Origin of the sequence: Streptomyces sp. NPDC017095 (genome assembly GCF_044332325.1) — a bacterium.
GTDB lineage: Bacteria > Actinomycetota > Actinomycetes > Streptomycetales > Streptomycetaceae > Streptomyces.
This window is the reverse complement of record NZ_JBIROU010000019.1, coordinates 40,340-59,332: the sequence shown is the minus strand read 5'-3', so window position 1 is coordinate 59,332 and position 18,993 is coordinate 40,340. Positions and strand designations below refer to the sequence as shown.

14 protein-coding genes are annotated in these 18,993 nt (G+C 74.1%); 6 read left to right on the top strand and 8 right to left on the bottom strand.

Going from position 1 to position 18,993, the window contains the following annotated elements; translation table 11 throughout:
* Position 1 precedes the first annotated feature (1 nt).
* From ACH4OA_RS29995 to ACH4OA_RS29985, 3 genes are all read right to left on the bottom strand, one after another.
* Positions 2–565, bottom strand: a complete 564-nt coding sequence (locus tag ACH4OA_RS29995) for a hypothetical protein (protein WP_397972315.1) — start codon at positions 563–565, stop codon at positions 2–4.
* A 92-nt stretch (positions 566–657) separates the two neighbouring features.
* Positions 658–3,555 carry a M48 family metalloprotease gene (locus ACH4OA_RS29990; protein ID WP_397972312.1) on the bottom strand — a complete coding sequence of 966 codons (2,898 nt, stop codon included), beginning with the start codon at positions 3,553–3,555 and terminating at the stop codon, positions 658–660.
* The gene (locus tag ACH4OA_RS29985) at positions 3,552–4,259 is read right to left on the bottom strand and encodes a hypothetical protein (protein ID WP_397946854.1); all 708 of its coding nucleotides are present in this window, start codon (positions 4,257–4,259) and stop codon (positions 3,552–3,554) included. Before ACH4OA_RS29985 ends, ACH4OA_RS29990 begins: the two co-directional genes overlap by 4 nt.
* A gap of 216 nt (positions 4,260–4,475) precedes the next feature.
* Between ACH4OA_RS29985 and ACH4OA_RS29980 the strand changes: the two genes are divergently transcribed.
* Both ACH4OA_RS29980 and ACH4OA_RS29975 read left to right on the top strand, forming a co-directional pair.
* Positions 4,476–4,964, top strand: coding sequence for a carboxymuconolactone decarboxylase family protein (locus ACH4OA_RS29980; protein ID WP_397940932.1), 489 nt, complete (start codon positions 4,476–4,478; stop codon positions 4,962–4,964).
* Positions 4,965–5,098: 134 nt separating this feature from the next.
* Positions 5,099–5,893 (top strand): SDR family oxidoreductase, encoded by a 795-nt coding sequence (locus ACH4OA_RS29975; protein WP_365877823.1) that lies wholly within the window; start codon positions 5,099–5,101, stop codon positions 5,891–5,893.
* Between the two features lie 72 nt (positions 5,894–5,965).
* Here ACH4OA_RS29975 and ACH4OA_RS29970 read toward each other — a convergent pair whose 3' ends face one another.
* The 3 genes from ACH4OA_RS29970 to ACH4OA_RS29960 all read right to left on the bottom strand — a co-directional run bounded on the left by ACH4OA_RS29970 (position 5,966) and on the right by ACH4OA_RS29960 (position 8,517).
* Positions 5,966–6,541, bottom strand: a complete 576-nt coding sequence (locus ACH4OA_RS29970) for a Dps family protein (protein WP_397972309.1) — start codon at positions 6,539–6,541, stop codon at positions 5,966–5,968.
* Positions 6,542–6,796: 255 nt separating this feature from the next.
* Positions 6,797–7,510 (bottom strand): alpha/beta hydrolase, encoded by a 714-nt coding sequence (locus ACH4OA_RS29965; RefSeq protein WP_365877819.1) that lies wholly within the window; start codon positions 7,508–7,510, stop codon positions 6,797–6,799.
* A 26-nt stretch (positions 7,511–7,536) separates the two neighbouring features.
* Positions 7,537–8,517, bottom strand: a complete 981-nt coding sequence (locus ACH4OA_RS29960; protein WP_397972306.1) for an alpha/beta hydrolase — start codon at positions 8,515–8,517, stop codon at positions 7,537–7,539.
* 271 nt (positions 8,518–8,788) lie between these two features.
* On the opposite strand from ACH4OA_RS29960, the gene ACH4OA_RS29955 reads away from it, so the two are divergent.
* From ACH4OA_RS29955 to ACH4OA_RS29940, 4 genes are all read left to right on the top strand, one after another.
* Entirely contained in the window at positions 8,789–10,669 is a 1,881-nt protein-coding gene (locus ACH4OA_RS29955) for an amidohydrolase (RefSeq protein WP_397946856.1), read from the top strand.
* A 151-nt stretch (positions 10,670–10,820) separates the two neighbouring features.
* Positions 10,821–11,483: a hydrolase gene (locus ACH4OA_RS29950; RefSeq protein ID WP_365877813.1), complete on the top strand. Its 663-nt coding sequence runs from the start codon at positions 10,821–10,823 to the stop codon at positions 11,481–11,483.
* Between the two features lie 46 nt (positions 11,484–11,529).
* Positions 11,530–12,054, top strand: a complete 525-nt coding sequence (locus ACH4OA_RS29945; RefSeq protein WP_397940942.1) for a DoxX family protein — start codon at positions 11,530–11,532, stop codon at positions 12,052–12,054.
* Positions 12,035–12,775 carry a YoaK family protein gene (locus ACH4OA_RS29940; RefSeq protein WP_397940944.1) on the top strand — a complete coding sequence of 247 codons (741 nt, stop codon included), beginning with the start codon at positions 12,035–12,037 and terminating at the stop codon, positions 12,773–12,775. The genes ACH4OA_RS29945 and ACH4OA_RS29940 overlap by 20 nt, the downstream gene beginning before the upstream one ends.
* A gap of 219 nt (positions 12,776–12,994) precedes the next feature.
* On the opposite strand, the gene ACH4OA_RS29935 is transcribed toward ACH4OA_RS29940, so the two are convergent.
* On the bottom strand, positions 12,995–17,947 hold the full coding sequence (locus tag ACH4OA_RS29935; RefSeq protein ID WP_397972303.1) for a hypothetical protein: 4,953 nt from the start codon (positions 17,945–17,947) through the stop codon (positions 12,995–12,997).
* Positions 17,948–18,082: 135 nt separating this feature from the next.
* The gene (locus ACH4OA_RS29930) at positions 18,083–18,991 is read right to left on the bottom strand and encodes a hypothetical protein (RefSeq protein ID WP_397940948.1); all 909 of its coding nucleotides are present in this window, start codon (positions 18,989–18,991) and stop codon (positions 18,083–18,085) included.
* Between the last annotated feature and the right edge of the window lie 2 nt (positions 18,992–18,993).

Below are 18,993 nucleotides of genomic sequence, written 5' to 3'. Positions count from 1 at the left end.
CTCACCGGGTCTTCCCGCCGCGTGGCGTGAGGCAGCTGACGGGAACGATCGTGGGATAGGTGTAGGACCGTTCCGCCACGACCTTGCCGTCGATGGTGATGCGGCAGGTGGTGGTGCCGGTCCCCTTGATGTCCTCGCGGCGGGGAATGGCCCCGGTTTCGCAGGAGTCGCCTCCGGTCGCGCGGCCGAGGCAGCCGGTCCCGTTGGCCGACAGGTGCACCCACGGGTCCTTGCCCTCGACGGTGAGCGTGACCTTCCACGGCGATTCCGCCGACAGGTCCCCTTCGCCCTTCTTCCCGATCATGGTGATGCCCTGCGGCCCGGTGGTCGTACCGAAGTAGTTGATCGCCATCGGCCGGCCGTAGTCGGAGGTGGCCTCCAGTACGACGGTGTGCCGCTCGGCCGCTTCCTTGCTCCCGGTGCCACCGCTCCGGTCGTCGTTTCCGTCGCTGCCGCATGCGGTCAGCGCGAGCGCTCCGCTCAGCGCGACGACCGCGACCCGTCCGGACACAACTCGTAAGCGCCGCCCGCGTCTTCCGGCGGCATCCCCCTCGACAAGCGCCATGAGGCGACTGTAGCGACGGCCGCCGGGACGGCCGGGTTTCTGCGTGATTGTCACGTGACCGCCACCCGGCCCGGCAACCCCTCACGAGTCGTTCACGGAGTCCGGGGCCGGATCGCGCCCGTCTCGGCGAGCCAATACGTCATCGCGGCCGCCGAGTCGACGGCGTACTGGTGTGCGGTGCCGGCGGCACGGGCGGTCGCGGCGCCGGGCCGCGTGGCCAGCTTCCGGCACGCGGAGGCCAACTCCCGGTTTCGGCCCAGCAGTTGTGACCACAGCTGCTGACCTGCCGGATCGGGTACGGTGAAATACGCGCCGGCCCGCTTCGTCGCCCGGGTCAGTTCCTCGCAGGAGGTACGCAGTTCGCGCATCGCCGCGTCGAACTCGGCGTCGGAGGCGGAGTTCGCCCCTGCCTCGTACGCGCTGGTGTAGGCGCGCTCCGCCGCGACGAGCGCGTTGATGTGGTCCAGTCCCCCGACCGCCGCCCACGCCTGGCCCTGGTCGCGCGCCGTCGACGCCGACGGAGCTTCCGTCGACTGACGCAGCATCAGTTCCGGTGGCCGGGCCGCCGGGCCGGACGTCTGGACGGTCAGCACTGTTACGCCGGCCCCGGCCACGACGACCGCGACGGCCGCCAGCCGGGCACCGTGCCGCCACACCCGGCTCAGCGGCCGTTCCGCGGTGGGCCGCGCCGCCGGGTTCCGCCCGCTGCGGCCGGCCCGTCGCCGGAGCGCTCGCACGCCATGGCCCGCGAAGGCGGACAGTCCGGCCGCCAGGGTCCCGAGGGCCAGCGCGTAGGCCAGTTGGGTTCTCACCAGGGGCCAGGCCACCACGTTCGGCCACCATCTACAGGTGTCCGTCATGGTGTTGAGCGGACCGAGACAGCCGTCCGTCCTCATCAGGAGGTAGGCGGCGCCCGCGCCCAGCAGTGCGGTGACACCCGCCGCGGTCAGCCCGGCCAGCAGCCATGCCCCGTCCGTCACCGCGGCGACGACGGCGGCGGTCAGCGCCATCGCAGCGCAGATCACGAAGACGGGCCACATCAGGTGCGTGAGCTGGAACGGCCCCGTCATGCGCACGGCCGACGGGTCCGGCGTGTGCAGGCGGGCCAGCGCCATGGCCAGCCCGGCCCAGCAGACGAGCCCGCCCGCGAGTCCGGCGGCCAGGTGCCGCCCCGGCCCCGGTGGGTGGGTGCCGAGGAGCGCGTCCGGCTCCGGCGGCGCTCCGGCCGGCCACTCCGGTCGGCGCACCGGCGGGCGTCCCGCCGTCGTGAGCAGCGGGACCGCCCAGAGCAGCACACCGGCCCACCACAGGCTCCCGGCGGAGGCGTCGGTGCCGGGAAGGACACCCACCACCGCGACGGCCTCCAGCAGCGGGCCGATGTGCGCGGGTGGCAGCCCGGGCAGGCCGTACGAGCCCAGCAGACCGGCCGTCGTGAACGGCCAGCCGTCGGTCAGGACCTCGCCCTGGACGTACCACCAGTACAGCACCGAGGCGAGCGCGAGCGAGGGCACCGCCAGGCCCACGAGCAGGGCGGGCCGCAGCGCTCTTGCCCGCAGGGCCCTGATCCGCCACTCGGCGTTCTGCGCGGTCCACGTCATCACCAGCACCAGCGCGGCCACGAGGATCAGCAGCGCCTCGGGATGCCGGGGCAGCCAGAGGTTCCCGGCGGCTCTCGGGCCGGTCAGCTCGCCCACCACGATGCCGGAGCCGAGCCACAGGCCGACGAGCCCTCCCGACGGGACCGGCCGCCCCGTGCGGACGGCGTACAGCACGGCACGCCACAGTGCGACGCCTGCGACGCCGACGACCAGGGCCGCGACGAGCACCGCCTTGGCCGCGAGGACGCCGTACGGCAGGCTCCCGAGGTGCCAGACGAGGATGTCGGCCGCGAGCCCGGTGAGGAACAGGGGCAGCGCCTCCAGCGCGAACAGCGCCTTCGGGTCGGTCAGCGACGTCCGGCGCAGCGCCCAGGACGGGTGCGTGTGCCAGAGTTCGGCCCACCTGGGAAGCGGTCCCGGCCACGCGTCGGAGCGCCGCGCGACGGGGGCCTCCCAGATCTCCCGGCTCGCGCCCCAGCGCGCCGCCGTGAGGTCGGCGTGGATCTCGCGGTGGCGCAGGATTCCCGCGCGCGTGAGGTGGACCGCCCCCACGAGCAGACCGCCGAGCACCAGGCTGTGCGTGTTGAACGGGGCGAACCGGCTCCGGACGTCCGCGGTGCCGGCGAAGAAGAGGATGTCCAGGAACACCGCCGCCCACGGAAGGAGGACCAGGACGAGGAACACCCGCCACAGGGCGACGGTGGCGTAGGTGATCCCGATGTCCCCGTTGCGCAGGTGCGCGAGTTCGTGCAGCACCACGGCGCGGAACCGGTCGCGGCGCGGGTCGCTCGTGACGACCAGACCGACGTCCAGGCAGACCGTGGGTCTGCGCCGGCGGCCGAACGCGACGGCGCCGGCGGTCCGTGCCCCGGGGTCGACGACGAAGCGGGGCGGGCGGGTGAGTCCGGCGACGGCCGTCAGTTCGTCCAGCAGCGGTCGTAGCCTGCCGTGTACGTCCATGGCGTCCAGGGGCACCACCTTGGAGCGCCGCGTCCGCCACACCGGCAGCAGCCAGTAGACCGCGACGGCCGCGGCGAGCGCCAGCGCTCCCACGCCGAGCGACACCCCGGTGAAGTCCTGGCTGTACCGCGCCGTGCAGTCCCGCAGCGCGGACGCGTTCCGGGTGTACTGGACGTAGCTCGTGTTCAGAGAGGCGCCGGGATCGATGCCTGCCGCCAGCCAGCAGGCCGCCTCCTTGTCGGCCTTGGCGGACGACGCGAGGAAGTGCCGGACGGCCGCGGGGACCATGCTGGTGCCGGCTGCCGCGAGCAGCAGCACGAGCAGGACGAAACGCAGTGTCGTGCCGGCCACGAGCACCCGCTCGTCGAGCGGGACCGGGGCGGGGCGTTCTCCCGCCTCGGGAGCGGCATCCGGAGGTAAGGCGGCCATCATGCGTCGACGTCGGCCGCGCCGGCGGAACCGGCCGAACCGGTCGGATCAGCGGGACCGGCCGGACGAGCTGAACCAGTCGGATCAGCCGGGCCACCCTGACCGTCTGGACCAGACGGGCCGGTCGAGCCGGTCGGACCAGCCGGACCATGCGGACCGGTCGGGCCAGGCGGGTTGGCCGGGCCCGCAGGCTCCGGTCCGGGATCCTCCGGGCCGGCCAGCACCAGTCTGGTCAGCACCGCGTCGGCGATCCTCGTCGCGCGCTCCTCTTCCAGGCCGTGCCGCGCGGCCGTCGTCAGGACCGACTGCCGTACCAGGGCCAGTTGTTCACGGCTCAGCGGCGGGACCGTCACCGCTTCGGCCGGCCTGCGGGAGAGTCGGCGCAGCGCGGCCCGCGCCCTGCCGACACCGCTGTCCACCGCGGTGCCCACGAGCTGCTGCGCGGCCTGGTTCAGCGCGAGCCACACCACCGGAGTCACCAGCGCGGCGACCTCGCCGAACCCGAAGCCCAGGGTGTCGCTCCGCCGGCGCCGGCTGCCCAGGCGCCGTACGACCGTGGCGTCGTCGAACCCGGCCACTCCCGCCACCAGCGGCAGTTCCTCCGGGGCCAGCTCGGCCACCACGTCGCGGACCACGTCCCGTACCCGTACCCGCGGTCCGTCCGTCGCGGCCGTCCGGCCGTGGGACGGAGCTGCTTCACACCCCATGGCACCCCCGTGCTGGTTTCCGGCGCACCCAGGCCGACCACCGTAGCGGTCCTCACCCCGACCGGGCAGGCCGAACGGAGCAAAAGGCGGCGGTGTTTCCGCGCCGATGCGTCACCCATGTCACCCGGGTCACCCCTCCCCCAGGAAGTTGGAGTTTCAACATTTTCTCGGGATGATAGGACGGAGATCGGAACAGCGTGCGACAAGGGAGATCACGTGGCGGAGACGGTGACGGCGACCACCGGTGGACGGGTGTTCGTCGACAAGCAGAGCCCGGACGCCTATCGTGCGCTGACGGCCACCGCCGAAGCGGTCCGCGCGACCGCCGCCGACGCGGGACTGGACCGCATCCTCGTCGAACTGGTCAACATCCGCGTGTCGCAGCTCAACGCCTGCGCCTACTGCCTCGGTCTGCACACCCGGGCCGCCCTGCGCGCCGGGGAGACGACACAGCGGCTGGGTGTGCTGCCCGCCTGGCGTGACACCGAGCTGTTCTCCCCGCGCGAGCGGGCGGCGCTGGCCCTGGCCGAAGCCACCACCCACCCGGCGGACGCCGACGCCCAGAGCGCCGCCTACGCCCTCGCCCGTTCCGTCCTGTCGGACGACGAGATCTCCGCCGTGATCTGGGTCGCGATCACCATCAACGCCTTCAACCGGGTCTCCGTCCTGAGCAAGCACCCGGTGCGCCCGGCGCCTCCCCACTGAGCGCGCGGCACCACAGCGCACGGCGTCAGTCACCGCGTCACCGCGTCACGGCATTGCGCGCGTCCTTCGGCCGCCTGCGCGCCTAGCATCCTGTCCAGGTCCAAGCAGAGCCCGTCTGAAAGGGAGTCGTCGGGATGCGCATCGATCTGGCAGGACGCACCGCTCTGGTCACCGGCTCCACCCAGGGCATCGGCGCGGCCATCGCCGCCGGCCTCGCCCGGGCCGGTGCCCGGGTGGCCGTGAACGGCCGTGACGAGGAGCGCGTGGCCGCCGCCGCGGCCCGGCTGACCGACGAGGTGCCCGGCGCCGACGTGGTCCCCGTCGCCGCGGACGTCGCCCACGAGGAGGGCGCGGCCCGGCTGGCCGAGGCCCTGCCTCACGTGGACATCCTCGTCAACAACCTCGGTGTCTTCGGCTCCGCCGACCCGCTGGAGATCACCGACGAGGAGTGGCGGCGCTACTTCGAGGTGAACGTGCTCGCCGCCGTACGCCTGACCCGGCTGTACCTGCCGCAGATGACCCGGCGCGGCTGGGGGCGCGTCCAGTACATCGCCAGCGACTCGGCCGTGGTCGTCCCCGTGGAGATGATCCACTACGGCATGTCGAAGACCGCGCTCCTCGCCGTGGGCCGCGGGTTCGCCAAGCAGGCGGCCGGCACCGGGGTGACGGTGAACTCGGTCATCGCCGGGCCGACCCACACCGGCGGCGTGGAGGACTTCGTCTACCAGCTGGTCGACCGCGATCTGCCGTGGGACGAGGCCCAGCGCGAGTTCATGCGCCGGCACCGGCCGCAGTCGCTGCTGCAACGGCTGATCGAACCGGAGGAGATCGCCAACATGGTGGTCTACCTCAGCTCGGACCAGGCCTCCGCCACCACGGGCGGGGCGCTGCGGGTCGACGGCGGGTACGTCGACTCCATCCTGCCCTGACGGTCGGTCACCTCTCGTCCCCCTGACCGTCACCCCGTCACCCCGTCACCCCGTCACCCCGTCACCGACGTGTCACGCGCGCACGAGGGGCGTGTCGACCAAGTGCTCGGCGACGAACCACGTCTGGAGCTCTCCGGTGCGGATCACCTGGGAGACCAGCAGGTCGTTGGTCCCGTCGTCACCCAGCTCCGCGACGCGCGACGCCGCGTCGTGCGCGTCGGTCAGGATGATCTCGTGTGCCTCCAGGAGGCGGGAGAGCATCGCGGGCACCTCCTCGACACCGTCCGGCGGGCGCGGGACCGAGGTGAGTTCGGCGACGTGACGGGGGTCGCCGACGGCCACGCCGCCCAGCGTCTGGACCCGCTCGGCGAGCGTGTCGACGAGCGCGAGCTGCTGCGTCGCGTGCTGGTCCAGGACGAGGTGCAGTTGGTAGAAGGTCGCGCCGCGCATGAGCCAGTGGTGCTTCTTGTAGAGGCCGTAGAGGATCTGCGTGTCCGCGAGGACCTTGTTGAGCCGCTGGCAGGAGTACATCCGGGCCTCGTAGGACAGGGCCAGCGGGAACTGCTTGACGGTGCCGAACTCCTGGATGACGCGGCCCTTCTGGTGCAGCCGGGGCTGGCTGCCGGTGCCCGGGGTGTCGGTGGTCATGATGTGCCTCCTGCGGTTGGTGCGTGGTGTACACCGCTGACGCTAGGCGCCGGACGCCTGGTCGCCTTGTCCCAGAGCGCATGTCCCTGTGCGCTTCAGCGCAGACGGACATGCGCATCGGACCACCCGGAGGAGGACTGGCTCCGGACCGCCCCGGAAGAGCGCACCGGACCGCCCGGAAAGCGTCGGGACATGCCGAACGGCCGCGTGAGCGAAGGGAGTCGCTCGCGCGGCCGTTCCGGGTCCGCCGGCCGGTCAGCCGGTCGCGCGGACCGCCGCACGGATCAGGTCGGCGACCGCCTCGGGCCGGGAGACGGCCACCGCGTGGGAGGCGCCCTCCAGCTCGACGACCGTCGCACCGGCCCGCTCGGCGCCGAAGCGCTCCACCTCCGGGTTGATCGCCTGGTCGGCGGCGGCCACCAGGGCCCAGGACGGCTTGGTCTTCCAGGCGGCAGCGGCCGCCGTCTCCTCGAAGGCCGCGGCGGCGAGCGGGCGCTGCGCCGCCGCGAGCGCCTTGGTGGTCTCGGCCGGCACGTCGGCGGCGAAGACGGACGGGAAGGCGTCCTCGGCGATGGTGACCTCGACGGCCGGGTCGCCGCCCGGCACCGGGTACGTCCACTGCTTGAGGCTGCTGACCAGCGGCGAGGCCGGGAAGCGGCCCTGCAGCTCGCCGAGGCTCTCGCCCTCCTCCAGCACGTAGGCGGCGACGTAGACGAGGCCGACGACGTTCTCGGCGGTGCCGGCCACGGTGATGAGCGCGCCGCCGTAGGAGTGCCCGACCAGCACGACGGGGCCGTCGATCTGGGCGGCGACCGAGGCGACGTAGGCGGCGTCGGCGGCGAGGCCGCGCAGCGGGTTGGGCGGGGCGATCACCGGGATGCCGTGGTCCTGGAGGCGGGAGATGACGCCGGTCCAGCTGCCGGCGTCGGCGAACGCGCCGTGGACGAGGAGGACGGTGGGAGTGGTCATGGCGTGGTTCCTGGTTCCTTCGGTGTTCAGACGCCGTGCAGGGCGGTGCGCAGGGTACGGACGGCCATCGCGATGGCGGCCTCGGCGGCGTGCGTCTCGCGCAGCGCGTTGAGCATCACGAAGTCGTGGATGATGCCCTGGAAGCGGACGGCGGTGACGGGGACCCCGGCCGCGCGCAGCTTGTTGGCGTAGGCCTCGCCCTCGTCGCGCAGCACGTCCGCCTCACCGGTGATGACCAGCGCCGGGGGCAGTCCGGCCAGCTGCTCGGTGGAGGCGCGCAGCGGGGAGGCGGTGATCTGCGCGCGCTCGGCCTCGTCGGTCGTGTACTGGTCCCAGAACCACTGCATGCCGTCGCGGCGCAGGAAGTAGCCGGTGGCGAACTGGTGGTAGGAGGGGGTGTCGAAGTTCGCGTCGGTCACCGGGTAGAACAGCACCTGCTGGAGCAGCGGGAGGCCACCGCGTTCCTTGGCCATCAGGGTGAGCGCGGCGGTCATGTTGCCGCCCACCGAGTCGCCGGCGACCGCGAGGCGCGTGCCGTCCAGGTCCTTGCCGGCGCCCTCGTCGACGATCCAGCGGGCGACCGCGTAGTTCTGCTCGATGGCGACCGGGTAGCGGGCCTCCGGCGACAGGTCGTACTCGGGGAAGACGACGGCCGCCTCGGCGCCGACGGCGAGTTCGCGTACGAGGCGGTCGTGGGTGTGGGCGTTGCCGAACACCCAGCCGGCGCCGTGGATGTAGAGGATCACCGGCAGGGTGCCGGTGGCTCCGGCGGGCCTGACGATCCGCGCGCGGACGCTGCCGGTGGGACCGCCCGGCACGGTGACCCACTCCTCGTCGACGGCCGGCTTGGCGATCTCGCCGGACTGCACCTCGTCGACGGTCTTGCGGCCCTCGGCGGGGGACAGGTCGAACAGGTAGGGCGGGTTGGCGGTGGCCTCGGCGAACGCGGCGGCCGCGGGCTCCAGCACGGGCTGGGCGGGCTTGACGGACTCTACGGCGTCGGGCATGTCTGATTCCTTGCTTTCTTCAGCTGGTACGGCCGGCGGCTCACGCTAAAGCGCCCGGAAAAGCGGGGATTGCCGACGCGCGCACGGTCCCTTCTCCCACAGCGCACGCGGTTTCTCGCGGCCGTCGGCGCCGTGCGCTGACAGGTCAACGGCGGTGCGCTGCGGGGACATCGGGGCGCCGCGAGCACTCCTACCGTGCAGGGTGTCCGGCCAGGGACCGCTCCGGCCGTGACACCACCCGTGTCCTACTTCTCCCTGGGGGTTCCCACCGATGTCAACCATGCCGGTCGGCGGACTGGTGCCGCGCGCCGTGGAGAATGCCGCGGACCTCGTCGTCCGCAACGCGAGGATCCACACCCTGGACCCGGACCGGCCCCGGGCTCAGGCGCTCGCCGTACGCGGGGGCGTCGTCACCGTCGTCGGCGACGACCGGGACGTGGCGGCACACATCGGTGCGGACACCCGGGTCGTCGACGCGCTCGGCCGCCGGGTCGTCCCGGGGCTGAACGACGCCCATCTGCACGTGATCCGCGGCGGCCTGCACTATGTGCTGGAGCTGCGCTGGGACGGCGTGCGCAGTCTGCGGCAGGCGCTGGCGATGCTGCGGGAGCAGGCCGCGCGGACGCCGAAGGGGCAGTGGGTGCGCGTGGTCGGCGGCTGGTCGGCCGAGCAGTTCGCCGAGCGCCGGCTGCCGACGGTGGCCGAACTGAACGCCGCCGCCCCGGACACCCCGGTGTTCGTCCTGCACCTGTACCAGTCGGCGGTCCTGAACCGGGCGGCGCTCAAGGCGGCCGGGTTCACCCGGGACACTCCCGATCCGCGGGGCGGCCAGATCGTGCGGGGCCGGGACGGGGAGCCGACGGGCATGCTGCTGGCCGCGCCCAGCGCCCTCGTCCTGTACTCGACGCTGGCCAAGGCCCCGGTGCTGGACGAGGAGCACCGCAAGACCTCGACACGGCACTTCCTGCGCGAGCTGAACCGCTTCGGGCTGACCTCGGCGATCGACGCGGCCGGCGGATTCCAGAGCTTCCCCGACGACTACGCCACCGTCGTCGAACTCGCCGCGGCCGGCCAGTTGTCGTTGCGGATCGCCTATCACCTGTTCCCGCAGACGGCGGGCCAGGAGGTCGCCGACCTCACCCGCTGGACCGGCATGGTCCGCCCCGAGGACGGCGACGCGTGGCTGCGGCTGAACGGCGCGGGAGAGAACCTCACCTGGGCGGCCGCCGACTTCGAGAACTTCGGCCAGCCCCGTCCGCAGCTCGCCGGCGACTACGAGGCGGAGTTCGAGAAGGCCGTTCGTCTGCTGATGGAGCACGGCTGGGGCTTCCGCCTCCACGCCACCTACGACGAGACCATACGGCGCGATCTCGCGGTGTTCGAGAAGCTGGCCGCCGAGGGGCTGTTCCCGGCCGGGAACCGCTGGCTCTTCGACCACGCGGAGACCGCCTCGCCGGAAAGCCTCGACCGGGTCGCCGCCCTCGGCGGAGCGATGTCGGTGCAGAACCGGCTGTCCTTCCAGGGCGAGGCCTTCCTGCACCGCTACGGCCCCGGTGCCGCCGCGGACGCCCCGCCGATCCGGGCCATGCTGCACCGCGGGCTCACCGTGGCGGCCGGCACCGACGCGACCCGCGTCTCCAGCTACAACCCGTGGGTCGCCCTGCACTGGCTGGTCAGCGGCCGCTCCATCGGCGACCTGGTCCTGCGCCCGCCGGCGAACCGGGTCGACCGGGAGACCGCGCTGACGATGTTCACCCGCGCGGGCGCGGTGCTCACCGGTGAGCAGGACGTCAAGGGCGTGCTGCGGCCCGGCTGTTACGCGGACCTCGCCATCCTGTCGGAGGACTACTTCGCGGTGCCCGAGCCGGAGATCGCGCACATCGAGTCGCTGCTGACCGTCACCGGCGGCCGGATCGTCTACGCCGCGGGCGAGTACGAGGGCCTCGACGAGGAGCTGCCGCCCGTCGGCCCCGCCTGGAGCCCGGTCGCCCACTTCGGCGGTTACCAGGGGCGCTCCGCGTCCGGGGTGCGCCAGGCGGCGGCGGTCACCGACGCGGTCGCCGAGTCCGGGCAGCACCACGCATGGCGCATCGCGCGCGGGCTGGTCCCGCCGGTGGGGACCGCGCCGTTCGACCCCTGTTTCTCCCTCTGAGACCCCGGCCTCGTCCGAGGCCCCGGAGGTTCTCACGGGGGTGTGCGGCGCGGACATCCGCCGCGTCGCCGCTTCACCGACACCACGTCACCGATATCACTTCATCGATATCACTTCATCGATATCGCTACACCGATGAGAGGTCTTTCCCATGGTCGACATCACCGGCGTCACCCCCTCCCCCAGCCCCGACCTGCTCACCCCGGACAACTGCGCGGTGCTGTTCGTGGACCACCAGCCGCAGATGTTCTTCGGCGCGGGCAGCGGTGACCGTACCGCCGTCATCAACGCGACCGTGGGCCTGGCGAAGGCCGCGAAGGCGTTCGACGTGCCCGTCGTGCTCAGCACCGTGGCCGCCGAGTCCTTCTCCGGTCCGATCCTGCCCCAGCTCGCGGACGTCTTCCCCGGCCAGGAGGTCGTCGACCGCACCACGATGAACGCCTGGGAGGACGCCGCCTTCGTCGACGCGGTCAAGGCCACCGGCCGTTCGAAGCTGGTCATCGCCGGCCTGTGGACCGAGGTCTGCGTCGTACTGCCCACGCTGTCCGCGCTCGCCCAGGGCTATGAGGTCTACGTCGTCACCGACGCCTCCGCCGGCGTCACCCCGCAGGCCCACGAGCACGCCGTACAGCGGGTCCTCCAGGCCGGAGCGGTCCCGGTGACGTGGGTGCAGGTGCTGCTGGAGCTCCAGCGGGACTGGGCGCGCACCGAGACGTACGCCGCGACGACCGGCGTGGTCAAGGAGCACGCCGGCGCCTACGGTCTGGGCATCGTCTACGCGCAGGCCGTCATCGGCGCCCACGCGGCCGGCTGACCCACCGGTCCGGCAGGAAACCAGGCAGGGAACAGGCAGGAGAACGATGGACACGGGAGTGCTGCTCCTGCGGTTGGCGGTGGGTCTGCTCATCGCCGGCCACGGAGTGCAGAAGGTGAGCTTCCGGCTCGGGGGCGACGGGCTGGCGGGCGGCACCGAGGAGTTCCGCCGCGACGGGTTCCGCGGCGGGCGGCTGACGGCGCTCGTCGCCGGGGCCAGTCAGGTCGGCTCCGGCCTGTTCCTGGCCGCCGGACTGCTCACGCCGCTGGCCGCGATGGCCGCCATGGGCGTGATGACGGTGGCGGGCACGGTGAAACGTCACAAGGGGCTGTGGGTGCAGAACGACGGTTACGAGTATCCGCTCGTCCTCGTCGTCGTCTCCGCCGCCCTCGCCCTGTCCGGGCCGGGCCGGTGGTCCCTCGACCGGGTGCTGGGGCTGACGCCCTGGCCGGTGTGGGTCGCCGTGGCCGCGCTGCTGGCCGGGCCGGGCAGCGGACTGCTCACCCGGGTGGTACTGCACCGGCCGTCCGTCACGGCGGGAGGTGGGCCGTATGCGCCGGCTGCTGAATGACGCGCTGCGCACCCTGGTGCCGGCCCGGGAGGACCGGCACGGGCCGCTGCCGCCCCTGCTGCTGACGCTGACCCTGGTCACCGGTCTCGTCGACGCCGTCAGCTACCTCGGGCTCGGACACGTCTTCGTCGCCAACATGACCGGCAACGTGGTGTTCCTGGGGTTCGCGCTGGGCGGCACCACGAGCCTGTCCGCGCTCGCGTCCGTGGTCTCGCTGGCCGCGTTCCTCGCCGGCGCGCTCACCGGGGGCCGGGTCGGCGGCCGCTACGCCGCGCACCGCGGGCACCTGCTGCGGGCGGCGACGGGTGTGCAGACGGTCCTGGTCGCGGTGGCCCTGGCGGTCGCCGCGGCCGGGAACGGGCAGGTGACGACCGGTGTCCGCTACGCGCTGATCGTGTTCCTGGGGCTCGCCATGGGTCTGCAGAACGCGGTGGCGCGACGGCTGGCCGTCCCGGACCTGACGACGACGGTGCTGACCTTGACGCTGACGGGGCTGGCGGCCGACTCCGCCCCGGCGGGCGGCGAGGCTCCCCGTCCGGGCCGGCGCCTGCTGTCGGTGCTGGCGATGTTCCTGGGCGCCCTCGTCGGCACGGTCCTCATCCTGCACGGCCATCTGGTGCTCACCCTCGCGCTGGCCCTGCTGCTGCTCGCGGTGACCGCGGTGAGCGTGCACCGTCTGTCGGCGGACGACCCCGACTGGGTGCGTCCGGCATCGAAGTGACCGTGCCGGACGTGCCCTGAGGGGCGGCCCGGGGCCCTGGTCGGGGGTGGCGGTGGCCGCCTCCCGACCAGGGCCGCCAGGGTTTTCGGGGCGCCGGGGTGAGCCGGTCCGGGCTGCCGCGGAGGCGCTCCCAGGCCCCGCCGCCGTCGCCCGGTTCCCGCAGCGGCAGTGCCGCCACGGCGGGCGCGTGCGCGGTAGGGACCGCCGCGCGCGGCGGGGCTATTCGTCGATGCGCTGGAGCGCGGCGGCCTGTCTGTCGCCGGCCGCGGCGAGGCCGTCGACGACGCGGCGCCACCGGTCGAGCGCGGTGGCGTCCGGGAGGGGCGTCTCGCGGAGTTCGGTCAGCCAGTGGGTCAGGTGCGGACAGCGGTCGGCGAAGGCGTCGTAGCGGCCGTCGACGAGGCGTTCGAGCCAGGTGAGGCCGGTGACGGACTGCCAGGTGCGGGGTGTGGTGCGGGCGAACCGGGCCAGCGCGTCGGCGGCTTTCGGTTCGCCGCGGGCCAGGACGAGCCATCGCCCGGCCAGTCCGGCCAGCGCCTCGGGCGGGATCCAGTCACGGCGTGCCCGGTCCAGGGTGTCGTCGGGGCTGAGGTCGGCGGTGCGCAGTTGCGGGGTCGGCAGCAGGGCGGCGATGGCGTAGTCGGACCAGGGGCCGTGCAGGCGCGGCCCGGCGCCCGCGTCGAGGGCTTCGAGGGTGGTGCCGAGCAGGTGCGGCCACACGGTGGGCAGCAGGGCGCGCAGCCGGGATTCGTAGGTGAAGAGGGTGGCGGCGTCGTGCAGTAGTTGTTGCAGGGCGTTGGCGTTGGCGGCGAACGTGCGCAGGTGCGCGGTGAGGGGTTCGGGGCTGCCCTGGGCGGCGAGGGTGACGAGGGTGCGGACGACGAGTTCGCGCTCGGGGGCCCGGTAGCCGTCGTACCCCTCGGCCGCCCAGTGGGCGCAGCCGTGGCGGTGCGCGTCCGTCAGCACCGGCAGCAGGGCGGCGGCTGGCGCGGCCAGGCAGGCGGTGGTGCGGGCGTGCGCGGTGCAGGCGAGCGGCAGGGCGAGCCGGTTCACCAGCAGGTCGGCGGGCGGGACGGCGGGCAGGGTCCGGTGGTGGGGAGGCGGCAGGAACCGGGGGTGCCGGCGCTGCGCCGCCCGGTCCCAGGGGCCGAGGCGGCAGTGGCCGAGGACTGTCCCGACGGCGGACCACAGAGGTCCGTGCCGCCGGCACGGGGTGCCGTCGTGCGTCTCGGCGCAGGGGGCGTCCCACACGGCGGCGGAGTCGGTCGCCAGGGCGGTGCGCAGGGCGTCGGACCGGGTGACCAGGGCGGTGACGGCCTCCTCGATCCGGTCCGGGGCGATGCCGAGGTGGTCGAAGGGGGCCAGGAGCAGGACGGGGACGGCATGGGCGGCCGAGCGGGCGGCGCTCGTCGGAGACACCCACGCCTCCGCTGCGTCGGCGCCGGTGTGCGGGGTCTCCGCGGCGGTGAGGAGGGTGTCCGCCGCCCAGCGCAGGTCGTCGTCGGGGACGGTGGTCAGGCCGCGCGCGTGGCTGGTGACGGCGGCGGCCGCGACGGCGGCCGGGGCGTCCTGGGGGCCGAGAGGGGTGCGGGAGGGCGGGTCGGCGGCGAACCGCCGGGCGCGCGCCAGGTCGGCGAGGAGCGCGTCCGCGGGCCAGCCGCCGGGGTGTCCGTCACGGTCGGTGTAGGTGTGCGCCAGGCGCAGGGCCTCACCGCCCGCGGCCAACGCGGCCGCGGTGGGGGCCAGCGCTTCGGCGACCGGGGCGGGCGGCTCGTACTGCCACACGAGGGAGCCGTCGGCGGCCCGGCGGGCGGAGAAGTTCTCGTGCCGCAGCACCGACGCCCATCCCTGGACGACGAGGGGCCGGTCGCCGGGACCGTCGCCGACCCCGGCCCGGGCGGTGGCGACCAGGCGGTCGGCCACCCCGGCGAGGGTGTCCAGCCGCTGCCGGTCGCGCGCCGCCACGGCGCGCACGGTCAGTGCGGCGGCGGCGTCGCGCAGGGTCCAGCCGCGCCGGTCGGCGCCGAAGGCCTCGTCCGGGCCGGTCCACCGCGCCAGGGCCTGGACCTCGCCGGCGGCCCGGATGGACTCCAGCCGCCACACCGCCGGTGCGGTCAGCCAGGCGTCGAGCAGGTCTCCGGCGGACTGGAGGTGGCGGACGAGCAGGCCGACGACCAGCCCCGCCATGGCGAGGTTGTGACACCTGTCCAGCAGCAGCCCTACGATCGCGGGCAGGGGCACGTCCGCCGCCGCGAGCTGGTCGACGTACCGTTCGACGGCCATGAGCGCGCTCATGCACGGGTAGGGGCCGGCGGTCGAACCCCGGTACCAGCTCCACACCTGTCCGTCGCCGACGTAACGGCGGGGGCCGATGCCGGGAAGGTCGATGTCGACGCCGGCCGGCGGGGCGGCGGGCGCGTCCGCACCGGTTCCGGGCTGCCGGTGGGCGCCCACCCGGACCGTGGCGGCGTGGTCGAGCATCCTGTTGATCAGGGCGACGGTGTCGACGGGCGCCTCGCGCAGCAGCCAGAAGAACGGCCCGAGGTGCCAGGCGGCGAACGGCGGGCCGAAAGCAGGCCGGTGGCGGTGGCGGCGGATTCCGTCGTCGCGCGCCGCGCCGCCGCCCCGGCGACCCGGCTCCGGACGGTGCAGGTAGTAGGCCTCGGTGAGGTCGAGCAGCAGCCGCGAGTGCGTCCGCGCCAGGAAGACGGCGCCCAGTGACTCCACGGCCGCGTGCAGCCGGCCCGGGGCGGCCGCCGCCACCTCACGCAGCCACTGCTCGCAGTGCTCGTCGGTGTCGGGGCCCAGCGTGGCGAGCGCTTCGACGGCGAACTCGTCGTGGCGGTCCCGGGGCGCGGCGAGCAGGCGGTCGCGTACCCGTCGGCGCAGCGGGTCGGTTCCCTCAGTGTCGCGGGCCATCCCCCGCAGCCACGCCAGGACGAGCGTACGGACGGACTCCCCCAGCCCTCCTCGTGCCGAGGGGTCGTGCTGCCCCAGGTCGCGATCGGTGCAGTAGGCCGAGGCCACCACGGAGGCGAGGGTGAAGGGGTCGGCGACGGAGTCGCTGACGTAGCGCAGGTCCGCCAGGCGCAGCAGGGTTCTCAGTCCGCGGTGGCCGTCGGCGGCGAGGTCGTCCCACACGTGCTCGATCGCGGTCTGTGCGTCGCCGAGGGTCAGGAGCGCCTCCGCCGGGACCTCCGTCCACCGCTCCCCCATTTCCTCGCCGAGCCGGCCGAACTCCCGGTCCAGGTCGCGCCAGACGGCCGCCTGGTCTCCGGACAGCAGTTTCGCCTGACAGGCGAGGCGCACCGCGCGCATGGTCCACCGGGGTGCCCCGGCGGTCCGCAGGGGGTCCCAGCCGGTGGTCAGGAAGAGCCGGCACAGGGCGAAGTCGCGGGTCAGGTCCGTGGCGAACTCGTCACCGGCGGCGAACGCGGGATTGGCCGGCGCGCGCAGCACCGCGTCCGAGCGCAGCCCCGGCAGCGCCCCCGCGGGCGCCTCGCCGGGCAGGCCGAGCGCGCGGCGCGCGACGGCCAGCACCGCCTGTTCCCGCTCGTCCGGTGACGCGGCGCCGGGCGGGTGCTCTTCGCCGTTGCGGACGAGACCGTTCCACACGGCCGCGAACACATCGGCCTCGGACAGCAGTTCGCTGCTCTCGTGCACGGTGCCGGCCCGCAGCAGGACGTCCACGAGACCGGGCCGGCCCACCAGCCACTCGGCGCGCGGATCGGCGCTGAGCCGGATCAACGGCCGGAAGGTGTCGACGAGCCGGCGGCGCTCGGCCAGGGTGAGCCGTGCCACGACGTAGCGGGTCACGGCCCCGGTCCCGCCCGCCTGTGCCGTGGCGGTCCCCAGCACCTCGTGCACGCGTGCGGCTCCGTCGCTCCGGGTGACCGCGACCACCCCGAGCCCGGCCCGGAACGCGGCGACGGCGACTTCCCGCAGCAGGTCCCGGCGGCCCTCGAGGACGGCTTCGGCGCCGTCGACCACGAGCAGCCGCACCGGGCGGACCTCTCCCGCCGCGAACACCTCCGCCAACGGCCGTCCGCCCAGGACATGTTCGGTCTCCACCACCGACGCGGGGAGGTCACGCAGGCTCAGGCAGGCCACGGCCGCGCCGTCCTCGGTGAGCTGTCGCGCCGTACGGACGGTCAGGGCGGACTTGCCGACATCCGGCTCCCCTGTCACCACCAGACCCGCGCCCGTGCGGCCCGTGCGGACCATCGCGTCGGCGAGGCACGCCCGTTCCCCGGCCCGGTCCAGCTCCAGGCGCACCTCGCCGGCCCGCAGGTCGGGGCGGGTCCCCTCGCGCAGACGGCGGGCCATGGCGTCCAGCACCGACCAGGCCTGGTGGCAGGAAGCGGTCCGGCCCAGCGGGAAGCCGCTCAGGGCACGCCGTACCAGCGGCATGTCCAGGTGCGCGGCGGACGAGGCCCACGCGCCGGCCCGTTCGGCCAGCGCGCCGAACACGGCGTCGGCGGTCTCCACCGACCCGTCGGCCACCATCCGGCGCAGCGCGGAGACGGCCGTGGTGCGGTCGGTCTCGTCCACGCCCTCCAGGCGCAGTTGCCGCACCCGCAGGGCGGACAGCCAGCGCCAGGTGAGTTCCCGGGCGTCGGCGCCGGACAGCTCCGGGTCGCCTGCGGCGGCCGCACCGACCAGGGCGTCCAGATGGGTCAGGCGGCGGCGCACCGCGGCGTTGGCCGCCCCCGGCCGGGCGACGGCTTCCCGGAACCGCGCCGCCGAGGACACGGACTGCGCGATCCGCGCCAGCGCGTCCGTCTGCCGTACGGCGGTGCCGGAGACGCCCACCGCGAGCGCCACGCGCCAGCGGCCCGCCGCCACCTCGTCCCAGTGCCCGGTGACCACCCGCAGGAAGGACCGCACGAGCGGCACCGACTTCTCGTCGCCCGCGGTCAGTTCCGGGTCCCTGCGCACCCCGATGGACACCCGCCGCATCCGGCCGTCGGCCGAACGCCCCTCCACCACCACGTCGTCGACCGGACTGATGTCACTGGCCTGCAACCGCACACCCAGCGGAACGACGCCGTCCCCCAGCTCGCCGACCGGGTCCTCGGTCAGCAGAGCCGCCACCAAGGTCGCCGCGTACCGGTGTTCCAGCCGGACACCGCCGCCACCGGTCGCATAAGGGGACGCAGCACCATGGGTCACACCCGCCACCTTATGGTCGACCCGGCCCGCGAGGGGTCGTGTTCACGGGGACGGCGCCGTACGGCCGGAGCCGTCCGCGGTCCGGGAATCCGCATGCGGGCTCCCGGACCGGACACCTGTTCCCGGCGACCCGGTTCAGCGCGTCGTCTGTACGGCGCAGATCTCGGCCGCGTTGTCGAAGACCCGCCACGAGAGGGTCTGCCGGTCGGGGCGCCGGGGGCAGCCGCCGCCGTTCGGCACCGCCGTGATCGCCATGATGGCGTTCCTGCCGTGCGGCACCTGCGTCCGGTCACAGCCCCAGACGGTGAACAACTGCCCCTCGCCCCTCAGGGTTCCGTCGGCCTGTCTGCTCAGGGTCGCGGGAAAGCACTGCCCCACGGCGAACACGCGGTCCAGGCACAAGGCGGTGGACGAGCCGTCGTCGTTGATGTGGCCCCAGCCCCACCGGCCCGCGCCGGCGGGGCACTTGGCGGCGTACGTCGTCACCATGGTGACCTTCGAGTAGGCGAAGCCGGCACCGCAGTCGACGGGGACCGGCCACTCGCGGTTCAGTCTGCCCCAGCCCGCGTCGTACACGTCGAGGCAGGTGCCGACGCCGGCGCGCGCGAACGCCACGTCGGCCGGATCGGGCGGGCCGGGAGTCGGGGAGGCACTGGGCGTGGGGCTCGGGGAGGTTTCCCGGTGCTGCGGAGTCTGCGGCGTCTCCGGCTTTTCCGGCTCCTCGGAGTCCTCTTCGGCGGACGGGTGTTGCGCGGGGTGAGCGGTCGTCGCGGCGGACGCGCCGGGAACCTGCGGTCCGCCGGCGGTCTCCGTGGACTTCCGGTCGCCGGCCGCGGCCGTCCCCTGCCACGGCTGCCACATGCCGAGCAGGACCACGAGGGCCAGCAGGACGGCGAGCACCGCCGAGGAGGCACTGACGAAGTAGGTGGTGTTGATGTCGCGTCCGGCCACCGTGATCGTGGCCCGGCCGTCCGCGCGTGCGCTGATGTGCGGTCCGCCGCCGGCGCCCTCCCGGCCGGGGCCGTCCGTCCTCGCGGAGTTCACCG

Coding starts and splice junctions, on each gene's coding strand:
- ACH4OA_RS29940 (WP_397940944.1), top strand. CDS start 12,035: ATGCGCCGGCTGCTGAATGACGCGCTGCGCACCCTGGTGCCGGCCCGG.
- ACH4OA_RS29950 (WP_365877813.1), top strand. CDS start 10,821: ATGGTCGACATCACCGGCGTCACCCCCTCCCCCAGCCCCGACCTGCTC.
- ACH4OA_RS29965 (WP_365877819.1), bottom strand. CDS start 7,510: ATGACCACTCCCACCGTCCTCCTCGTCCACGGCGCGTTCGCCGACGCC.
- ACH4OA_RS29990 (WP_397972312.1), bottom strand. CDS start 3,555: ATGATGGCCGCCTTACCTCCGGATGCCGCTCCCGAGGCGGGAGAACGC.
- ACH4OA_RS29945 (WP_397940942.1), top strand. CDS start 11,530: ATGGACACGGGAGTGCTGCTCCTGCGGTTGGCGGTGGGTCTGCTCATC.
- ACH4OA_RS29985 (WP_397946854.1), bottom strand. CDS start 4,259: ATGGGGTGTGAAGCAGCTCCGTCCCACGGCCGGACGGCCGCGACGGAC.
- ACH4OA_RS29975 (WP_365877823.1), top strand. CDS start 5,099: ATGCGCATCGATCTGGCAGGACGCACCGCTCTGGTCACCGGCTCCACC.
- ACH4OA_RS29955 (WP_397946856.1), top strand. CDS start 8,789: ATGTCAACCATGCCGGTCGGCGGACTGGTGCCGCGCGCCGTGGAGAAT.
- ACH4OA_RS29995 (WP_397972315.1), bottom strand. CDS start 565: ATGGCGCTTGTCGAGGGGGATGCCGCCGGAAGACGCGGGCGGCGCTTA.
- ACH4OA_RS29970 (WP_397972309.1), bottom strand. CDS start 6,541: ATGACCACCGACACCCCGGGCACCGGCAGCCAGCCCCGGCTGCACCAG.
- ACH4OA_RS29960 (WP_397972306.1), bottom strand. CDS start 8,517: ATGCCCGACGCCGTAGAGTCCGTCAAGCCCGCCCAGCCCGTGCTGGAG.